The sequence below is a fragment of the Paenibacillus tyrphae genome (assembly GCF_027925525.1).
GTDB classification, from domain to species: Bacteria; Bacillota; Bacilli; order Paenibacillales; family NBRC-103111; genus Paenibacillus_G; species Paenibacillus_G tyrfis_B.
In genome coordinates this window covers 17,597-28,296 of sequence record NZ_BSDJ01000002.1, presented here as the reverse complement: position 1 = coordinate 28,296, position 10,700 = coordinate 17,597, and the positions used below count along the sequence as shown (strand labels likewise).

Here is a 10,700-nt window from a genome sequence, read left to right as displayed (position 1 = left end):
GGTGCCACCGATGAAAGAACAACTGTCACTTCTATACAACCAGATTAAACAAGGCCGAATCGGTCATGAAAACGCTGCGGAGCAGCTCCAATCCCTGCTGTCCGCAGCCGATGGCAGACGCAGCATCCCCGCTGAACCGGAGCCGGGAGAAGACGAAGTTCTTCGGGAACGTGCGGCTGACTATCTCAAAAAGCTGCTTGCGGCCGTCATCATGCTGCCGGAGCGGCAAATTGAAGCGGACGCCCCGCTGGAGCAATACGGGATCGATTCCGTTATGGTCATGAAGCTGACGGATCAACTGGAGACGGTCTTCGGACCGCTGCCAAAAACGTTGTTTTTCGAATATCACAATATGCAGGATTTGACCGGATATTTTTTGCGTTCCCACCGCAGCAAGCTGACGGAGCTGCTCGGCACGCCCATTGGCGCGCCGGGCTTCCCGGCCGCAGACAGGAGCGCCGCGCAAGCCCGGCACTCCGAAAGCGGGAAGAAGGAGCGCTTCAGACGACCGGCCAAAGCCACACGCTTGGCAGAGACAGTCCTGACGCAATCGGCACCTTCTACGACGGTTTCTTCGACTGCCGCGCAGCAACCGCCCGAAATTGCGATTATCGGTCTGTCCGGGCGTTACCCGGGGGCAGCCAATATTCACGAGTATTGGGACAATTTGAAAAACGGCAAAGACTGCATTACGAAAATTCCGCATAGCCGCTGGAATGATCGGATTCATGCCGGTGAGCGGCAGGGCGGGGCAGGCGCGCCTTCCGGCATATGCGGCGGATTTCTGGAAGGCGTCGATCGGTTTGATCCGCTCTTTTTCCATATTTCTCCCAGGGAAGCAGAACGGATTGATCCGCAGGAGCGCCTTTTCCTGGAATGTGTGTATGAAACGCTTGAAGACGCAGGGTATACGCGGGAAACGGTGGCCGGACCGCCGGGGACGGAGTCGGCGGGCAGCGCAGGGGTGTTTGTCGGCGTCATGTATCAGGAATATCAGCTATATGGCGCCGAAGCTCAACTGACGGGCAAAGAACCGTTTGCGTTGAACGGCAATCCGGCTTCTATCGCCAATCGCGTCTCCTATTTTTGCAATTTCCACGGCCCAAGCATGGTCGTAGATACGATGTGCTCCTCATCCCTTACCGCCATTCATCTGGCATGCCAAAGCTTGCAAAAAGGAGAATGTGCGGTCGCGGTCGCGGGAGGCGTCAACGTCTCGGTGCATCCGAATAAATACTTGATGCTGACGCAGGGCGGGTTCTTGTCGAGCAAAGGCAGGTGCGAGAGCTTCGGAGAAGGCGGCGACGGTTATGTGCCGGGAGAGGGAGTGGGGGTCATTCTGCTCAAACCCCTCGCCAAGGCAATTGCCGATGGAGACCGGATCTATGGCGTAATTAAGGGGACGGCCGTCAACCACGGCGGCAAGACGAACGGATATACCGTCCCTAACCCCAACCGGCAAGCGAGTGTCATCAGCAGGGCGATCAAAGAGGCCGGCATTCATCCGCGCAGCATCAGTTATATCGAGGCTCACGGCACCGGCACTTCGCTGGGAGACCCGATTGAAATTGCCGGCCTGACCAAAGCTTTCAGAGCGTACACGCAGGATACAGGCTTCTGCGCCATCGGCTCAGCCAAATCGAATATCGGCCACTGTGAAAGCGCTGCGGGCATTGCCGGCGTCACCAAAGTGCTTTTGCAGATGAAATACGGGCAGCTTGTTCCGTCCATCCATTCGCAGCGGACCAACGCGAACATCGACTTCGATCAAACTCCTTTTGTTGTCCAGCAGAAGCTGGGCGACTGGGAGAGACCCGCGGTCGAGATCGACGGAGTCATGATAGAAGCGCCGCGGATCGCGGGCATTTCATCTTTCGGCGCAGGCGGTTCGAACGCTCATGTCGTCATCGAGGAGTATGTGCCGGGCGAGCCGGCAGCTTCTTCTGCTCCTGCCCAGCCGGCCCGTCCGGCAATGATCGTGCTGTCCGCGAGAAATGAGGAGCGGCTTCACGCATTGGCAAGCCGGCTGCTCGCCGCCCTGCGGGAGCAGCGCTATGCCGACCGCCATTTGGCGGACATGGCCTATACGCTGCAGACAGGGCGGGAAGCGATGGAAGCGCGGCTCGGTATGCTGGTCGAATCCATAGCGGATTTGATGGAGAAGCTGGAACATTTTATGGAAGGCAGGACCAGCCTTGAAGGTATCTACAGCGGACAAGCGAAGAGCGGCCAAGAGCCGCTGTCTCTGCTGTCGTCTGACGACGATATGCAGGGCACCGTCGCGCAGTGGGTTCGAAAAGGAAAGTACAGCAAGCTGCTTGAGCTGTGGGTGAACGGGCTGCGTTTGGATTGGACGATACTCCATCAAGATGGCGCGCGCAAACGCATCGGCTTGCCGACGTATCCTTTTGCCAGAGAGCGCTGCTGGGTGCCGGAATATGAGAAGAAAGCAGCCCTCTCGCTGTATTCGGGCGCTGCGTCCGCAGTCGGCGCTTCCTATCTTCACCCGCTGCTGCATCGGAATATTTCGGATTTGATGGAGCAGAAATACACTTCCACCTTTACGGGGAACGAATTTTTCCTCGCGGATCATGTGGTGAAGGGCAAGAAAGTATTGCCAGCAGCCGGCTATCTTGAAATGGCGCGGGCCGCCGTGGAGAATGCGTTGGGCGGGTTGGCACCGGAACGTTCCGTCGTCTCGCTGCGGCAGATCGCATGGACGAAGCCTATCGGTCTGGAGGACGAGCCGATCGAAGTGAACATCGCAATTCGTCCCGGCGAAGACGATGGAGAAATCCGTTACGAGATATTTGCGCGGGATTGCAGTCAACAGGCTGAGGAACCTGTTCTATCCAGCTTCGGCAGTGCAGTGATTATGGAATACGCAGATTCGCTGTCCGTCGATTTGGCGGAAGTGCGGTCCCGCTGCAGCCTGAATACCGTTTCTAAAGAAGCTTGCTATCAAGCTTATGACGAGCTGGGGCTGCATTACGGTCACTTTCATCAGGCGCTGGATACGCTGTATGTAGGGCAGGACGAAGCGCTCGCCTGCTTGAAGCTCCATTCCGCTCTGGAGGACGATCAAGCCCGGTACGTCCTGCATCCCGCCACCATAGATGCCGCTCTCCAAGCGTCCATCGGGTTATGGCTGGGAACCGGGCATGAAGGCCTGCCCATAAAACAGCCTGCGGTACCGTTTGCCCTGGAACGGCTTGATGTGTTTCGTCCCTGCGCGTCCTCCATGTGGGCGTATGTTCGGTACAGTGAAGGCAGACGCAGCCCGGATACACTGCAAAAGCTGGACATCGACATTTGCGACGATAACGGCGGCATTTGCGTGCGCATGCAAGGGGTGAGCAGCCGGATATTGGAAGGCGAACACGATGCGGCGATGAAGCTTTCTGACGAAAATACGCTGCTGCTGGTGCCTGAATGGAAAGAGCGGGACTTGCAAACCGACGCTCCCGCTTCCGCTTACGACCGGCATATCGTCATGCTGTGCGAGCCTTATACTGATCTGAAAGACCAGATTGCCGTCGAAATGAACGGCGGCGCGGCATGCATCGCGCTGGCTCCGGAAGATGAGATGCGCCAGCATCCGGAAAACAACGGGATAGAACAGCGATTCCGCGCGGCCGCTTTGCGGGCGCTCGGCGAAATTCGGCGGATGATCGGCCATAACGTGGATGGAGCAGATGGGAAAGTTTTGATCCAGACGGTAGTAGCGAATGAGGGGCAGCTGCATTTGTTGTCGGCGCTTTCGGGGCTATTGAGAACGGCTGTTCTTGAAAATCCGAAGCTGTCCGCCCAGTTGATTGAAGTCGACCCGGGAATGAACGCCAGCCAGATTGCTGCCCTATTGAAAGAAAACGGTACGGCAGCCGAGATGCATATCCGCTATAGCGCAGGTAAACGGTATGAGAAGTCATGGAACGAACTCCCATCGGCAGGGAAACGGGCTGACATGCCTTGGAGAGATGGCGGCGTTTATTTGATCACGGGCGGAATGGGCGGACTCGGACTTATTTTTGCCAGGGAAATCGCTGCGAAAGCGCACAGGCCGGTGCTGATTTTGACCGGCAGATCGGAGCTAAGCGGCGATACGCTGCAAGAGCTGAATAAACTGGAGCAAGCCGGCGCCCAATTGGTGTACCGGCAGTCTGATGTAGCGGATCGGCAGGCGGTATCGGACCTTATGAAGCACATCCGACAAACATACGGCAAGCTTCACGGCATTATTCACAGTGCGGGAATCGTAAGGGACAACTTTATCCTGAACAAACGGGAAGCCGAAGCGGAAGAAGTGCTGGCGCCCAAAGTATGCGGAACTGTTCATTTGGACGAGGCGAGCCGGGAGATGCAGCTCGATTTCTTCGTTCTCTTTTCTTCGTTGGCCGGCATGTTCGGCAATCCGGGGCAAGCCGACTATGCGGCAGCCAATGCCTTCATGGACAGCTACGCGCAGTACAGGAGCGAGCTAACGGCGTCCGGACGGCGCCATGGGAAAACGCTGGCGTTGAATTGGCCGCTCTGGCAAGAAGGCGGCATGCGCCTGGAAGCGGATGCGGAACAACTACTTCTGCACAGCGTCGGGATGAAAGCGATGACGACGGAAGCGGGCCTCGGCATGTTTTACCGGGCGTTCCAATTGGACGACTACCAAGTGACAGTCGTTCACGGACGCACATCCCGACTCAAGGAGGAATTGCTGGCGAGATGGTACGTCTATGGAACTCGGCACGAGAGAGCCGCTTCCGGGCCTGCTGCGGGAGCTGCGGGCGACGTAACGAAGCAGGGACTACTGCACACTTTGATGCATATGGCTGCAAGCATCCTCCATGTAGCGCCGGAAAAATTGGACAAGGACGTTGAGCTTGCGGAATACGGATTTGACCAGACGATGCTGGCGGAGCTGGCAAGCATGATGAACCGGCAATTCCGGCTGGAGCTGACCTCTGCGTTCTTCATTGAATACTGTACGCTGCATAACATTGCAAAGCGCCTGATGAACACTCATCCCGGCAAATTCGGGCAGCAGGTTCAGGTCCTAGGCGAGGGACGTCCGCGACGGGGTGCGGAAATGTCGGAACGATCGCTGACGGAACAGACGGCAGATTATTTGAAAAAGGCACTCGCCTCCGTGCTCAAGCTGCCGATAAATCAAATCGAACCCGATGCTCCGATGGAGAACTACGGAATCGACTCGATCATGGTCATGCAGTTGACCAAGCAGTTGGAATCCGGCTTCGGCACCTTATCGAAAACATTGCTGTTTGAGTATCAGACCATTGGAGCGTTAGCCCGCTATTTTGTAAAGTCTCATCGGGAACGGCTGATCGAACTGCTTAGCATACCGTCGGGCGAAACGCATGCCTCGACCGCTTCGAACGGGAACGTCATCACTGCCAACATCGTCAAACGCACGTCTCGTACGAAGGCGGGGCATAGGTTTGCATCCGCTGCCGTCGGCCCATCTGCCAAGCCGTCAACGGATATAGCCATCATCGGCCTCGCGGGCCGCTATCCGCGAGCCAATAATCTGGAACAATTTTGGAGCAATTTAATGAATGCCGAAGACTGTATAACGGAAATTCCGCAGGACCGTTGGGATTACCGCCTGTATGCTAACGAAGCCGAAGGCCGGTCGAATAAAGGTGGCGGCAGATGGGGCGGATTTTTGGACGATGTCGATTGCTTCGACCCGCTGTTTTTCAATATTTCCCCCAAAGAGGCGGAGCTGATGGACCCGCAGGAGCGACTGTTTCTGCAAACCGTGTACGAAGCTTTGGAAGATGCGGGGTATACCAAGGATACCCTGGGGGAACAGAGAAACGGCGAGTTCGGAAACCGCGTCGGCGTCTATGTCGGCGTCATGTACGAGGAATACCAGCTCTACGGCGCCCAAGCGCAGGCATTGGGGCATAAGCCTGTTGCGCTCAGCGGCAACCCGGCGTCCATCGCGAACCGCGTTTCTTATTTTTGCAATTTTCACGGGCCGAGCATGGCTGTCGATACGATGTGTTCTTCCTCTTTGACCGCGATCCATCTTGCCTGCCAGAGCTTGCAGAATGAGGAGTGCGAAGTTGCCGTCGCCGGCGGCGTGAACGTATCGGTGCATCCAAACAAATACATTATGCTGAATCAGGGCGGCTTCCTGTCCAGCAAGGGCCGCTGCGAAAGCTTCGGCTCGGACGGCGACGGTTATGTGCCCGGCGAAGGCGTGGGGGCGGTTATTCTGAAACCGCTATCCAAAGCCGTAGCGGACGGGGACCATATTTACGGAGTCATCAAGGGCTCCGCGATCAATCACGGCGGCAAAACGAACGGTTATACCGTTCCGAACCCGAGCGCGCAGTCCGGCGTCATCGGGAGAGCCATTGCCAAATCCGGCGTCGATCCGAGAAGCATCAGCTATATGGAAGCTCACGGGACGGGGACGTCGCTTGGAGACCCGATCGAAATCACGGGGCTGTCCAAGGCGTTTGCGGCGTATACCGCGGACCGGGAGTTTTGCGCGATCGGTTCGGTCAAATCCAATATCGGGCATTGCGAAAGCGCGGCCGGCATCGCCGGATTGACGAAGGTGCTTTTACAGATGAAGCATCAGTTGCTAGTGCCGTCGATTCACGCTCATACGTTGAATCCAAACATCGATTTTGGCGCGACGCCCTTCGTTGTGCAGCGACAGTTGCAGGAATGGAAAAGGCCGGAAATCGAGCGGAACGGGAATAAGGAGAAAGCCCCGCGCAGGGCGGGCATTTCCTCTTTCGGCGCGGGTGGAGCCAACGCCCATTTGATCATTGAGGAGTATAGGCCTGGCGAAATCGAGGAGCCGACATTGTCATCCGCGCCTCGCGAGCCGGCCGTCATTGTGCTGTCCGCGAAGACGGAGGAACGCTTGCAGGAACGGGCGAAGCAACTGCTGGGCGCTCTGCTGAACGGGAGCAGCGATTCGGCATGCCGGTTAACGGACATTGCTTTTACTTTGCAGACCGGCAGGGAAGCGATGGAGGAGCGGCTTGGCTGCCTTGTCCATTCCACCGCAGAACTGCAGGAGAAGCTTCAAGCGTTTATTTCAGGAAATATGCAGGGCGTGGAGGGGATCTATCGGGGGCAAGTGAAGGCTCATAAAGAGACGATGACGTTATTGGCATCCGATGAAGCATGGAACGAAGTTGTCCGCGCATGGTTTGATCAGCGGGCTTACGGCAAGCTGCTGGAGCTGTGGGTGAAAGGACTGCAAGTGGACTGGAGTCCGCTCCATGCGGAAAGCGTTCCGCGGCGCGTCAGTCTGCCTCCTTATCCGTTCGCCAAAGAGCGCTGCTGGGCCCCTCAGCTCGGCCCCAGTCCAGGCGGCAGCTCGGAGGGGGACGATCGGTCGCAGCATGCAATTCATTCCCCTTCGGTGCCAGCCCGTACGATGACGTTCCTGCACAAGCGCTGGCAGCTATCCTCCGCGGGTAAAGCCAGAGACATCGAAGGAACAATTGCCATTTTGACGGCAAAAGAAAACAAGCTGCTGGCCTCGGAGTTGGCGCGTGATTTGGCAGAGTCCGTGATTTGGGAAGAAGACGAGCTTCCGTCCCAGCTGTCTGAGGACCGGTTGTCCCGATTGATCGGGGTTATCGATTTAACGGGCTGTGCAGTGGAAGCGGGGCCCGGGGAATACGGGGAAGCAACGGTTCACCATGGCTGGCTAACGTGGCTGCAGCGGTGGATCGAAACGAACAAACGGGACGATGTGACATTGCTGTTTGTTACGAGAGGTCTAGAATCGTTCAAGAATGCCTCCATTCAACTTAAAGGGGCGGGGCGCGCCGGGCTGTACCGGATGCTGCAAAGCGAATACAGCCGCCTTCGTTCAAGGCATATGGATGTGGAGCCGGGGACGCCTGCCGCACGGTTGGCTCGGCAAATTGCGGATGAGTTCCTGAGCGACAGCAGGGACCCGGAAGTGTGCTACCGGGATGGGCAGCGCTGGAGCTCTTATTTAAGCGAAGCGGATGAGATCCGCAGCTCATCCAGGATAGCCGGCCCGTTTCCGCGCGATCAGGCGCTTTGGATTACCGGGGGCACCCGAGGGCTTGGCCTGCTGTGCGCCCGGCACTTTGTGCAGAAGCACGGGATTACGCGCTTGGTGCTAAGCGGGCGGGAGCCGCTACCTCCTCGGGAACAATGGGGCCAGTATGCGGAACGTGCGCAGCTTGCGGAACAACGATCCGATGTGGCCGAGAAAATCAAATCGGTCATGGAGCTGGAAGGTCAAGGCGTGCAGGTGCAAGTTTTGGCGGTCGATCTGACCTGCGAGAAGGACGTCCGGGAGGCGGTGGATCATATTCGCCGCACACTCGGTCCCGTCGGAGGACTGATTCACTGCGCGGGTCTGGTCGATGGAGCAAATCCTGCCTTTATCCGCAAGACCGCGCCTTCTGTGCAGAGAGTCATGGACCCTAAGGTGCGCGGGCTTCATGTGCTTTACGATGCGCTCCTTCAGGAGCCTTTGCGCTTTTTTGCGCTGTTTTCTTCCGTATCGTCCGTCATTCCGGCACTCGCTGTCGGGCAAAGCGATTACGCCATGGCCAATGCGTACATGGATTATTTTGCGGAAGCCCGGGCAGGCGATTGTCCGATCGTCAGCATCCAGTGGCCCAGCTGGAAAGAGACCGGCTTTGGTGAAGTTGTAGGCGCTGCTTATAAACAGACAGGACTGCTCACCCTTACCGATGCCGAAGGGCTGCAGCTGTTGGACCGGATTGTGGCGGGAGGATTGGGCCCGGTTGTGCTTCCGGCTGTGCTGGACAGGGAAGCTGCCGGGCCAGACATAGGGTTGAGTCGCAAAAGCAGCTACAGAGCTCCATCCGCCTCCAGAGAGCGGCCGACCGCTGCAAGCGTAAACCTGACCTGGAGCCATGACCGGCTGCACGGCCACACATTGGCTTGGCTGCATGACTTATTGGCTCAAGAGCTGAAAATAGACGCTTCGAGGATCGATGCGGATACGCCTTTTCAGCAGTACGGCATGGATTCCATCCTGCTGGCTCAGGTCATTGTGTCGATGGATCGTCATTTGGCAGGCGTGTCCGTCGATCCGTCCATTATTCTGGAGCATCCGACACTGCGGCAGCTGGCGAATCATTTCGTCCGCGCTTATACGGCAGAGCTGACGGCTCTGTTTGCTTCATCGGAGCATTTCGTTGCGGCAGCACGCAGCGAGCTCTCCGACCGGCAGCCGCAGCACGAATCGGTGCACCCGCAATCCGGAAAGTTCGCCGGCTGGTCGCCTGAAGAAGCTGCTAATAAAGTCGCCGTTATCGGTATCGGCTGCCATTTCCCGGATGCCGCCAATCCGCTGCAATTTTGGTCTAACCTGAAGCAAGGGAAGGACAGCCTGAAAGAAATGCCGGCTTCCAGACGGCGCTTGACGGCCGGAGCAGGACAAGCCAATAGCGCCGAAAGAATGGGGGCGTTCCTTGACGATATCGAGCAATTCGATCCTGCCTATTTCGGTATAAGCGAGTCGCAGGCCGTGCAGCTGGACCCGCTGCAGCGCCAGCTGCTTGAAGTGAGTGTAGAAGCGGCAGCGGATGCCGGATATGGGAAGAAGGAGCTGTGGAACACGCAGACGGGAGTGTTTGTGGGAGCCAGAACAGGCAACTTTTCTTCCAAATTGGATACGTACGGCAAAGAAACGGTAGTCGGCATCGGACAAAACTTCATCGCGGCTCACCTGTCCCATTTTTATAACTTAAAGGGACCCAACATGGTCATTGATACCGCATGCTCCAGCGCGCTGACAGCCATTCACCTGGCGGTGAAAAGCATCCAAAACGGCGAATGCGCTCTGGCCTTCGCCGGGGGAGTCGACATCTTGCTGGATGAGGCGCCTTTCGAGGTGCTGGGCGCCGCTGGCGTATTATCGCCGGATTCGCGCTGCAAAACGTTTAGCGCGGACGCAGACGGCATCGGACTCGGAGAAGGGTGCGGGGTCGTTCTGCTGAAGCCGCTAACCAAGGCGATTGCGGACAATGACCGCATATACGGCGTAATTGACGGCAGCGCCGTCAATAACGACGGGCATACGATGGGCATTACGACGCCGAATCCGGAAGCGCAGAAGGAGCTGCTGGAGCAAGCGATTCAAGACGCGGGTATTCATCCGGAAACCATTAGCTACATCGAGACGCACGGAACGGGGACATTGATCGGCGATCCGCTCGAACTGAAGGCGCTGACCGGCGTTTTCGCCAAATATACGGATGTCAGGCAGTTTTGCGGCGTCGGCAGCGTCAAGAGCAATATCGGGCATCTGCTAAGCGCTGCGGGAATAGCCAGCTTCATTAAGGTGCTGCTGTCGCTCGTCCATCGGGAGCTGCCGCCCACGCTGCACTGCGACCGACCCAATCCGCGTTTTCAGTTCGACGATTCTCCTTTCTACATCGTGCAGACGCATCAGCCGTGGGGCGACGGGAACGGCGTTTTGCGTGCGGGCATCAGCGCTTTCGGCCTTGGCGGCAACAATGCGCATCTCATCGTCAGCAATGAGGGGATACCCGCTACGCACATGGTTCCACATCCATTGACATGTCCGGAAGTCCAATTCAACCGGATGAGACATTGGCCTGATCCGGCGGAACAGGCTCCAGCACCGGCGGCCGGCTTTTTTGACTACATCAAGGTTTGAGAAAGGAGAGGGGTTAGAG

Annotated in this window: 1 protein-coding gene; it reads left to right on the top strand. The window is 57.4% G+C overall.

Annotated features, from left to right (window positions below; all coding sequences use genetic code 11):
• Window position 1: 1 nt before the first annotated feature.
• The gene (locus tag QMG93_RS02395) at window positions 2–10,681 is read left to right on the top strand and encodes an SDR family NAD(P)-dependent oxidoreductase (RefSeq protein ID WP_413789257.1); all 10,680 of its coding nucleotides are present in this window, start codon (window positions 2–4) and stop codon (window positions 10,679–10,681) included.
• The last annotated feature ends 19 nt before the right edge of the window (window positions 10,682–10,700 follow it).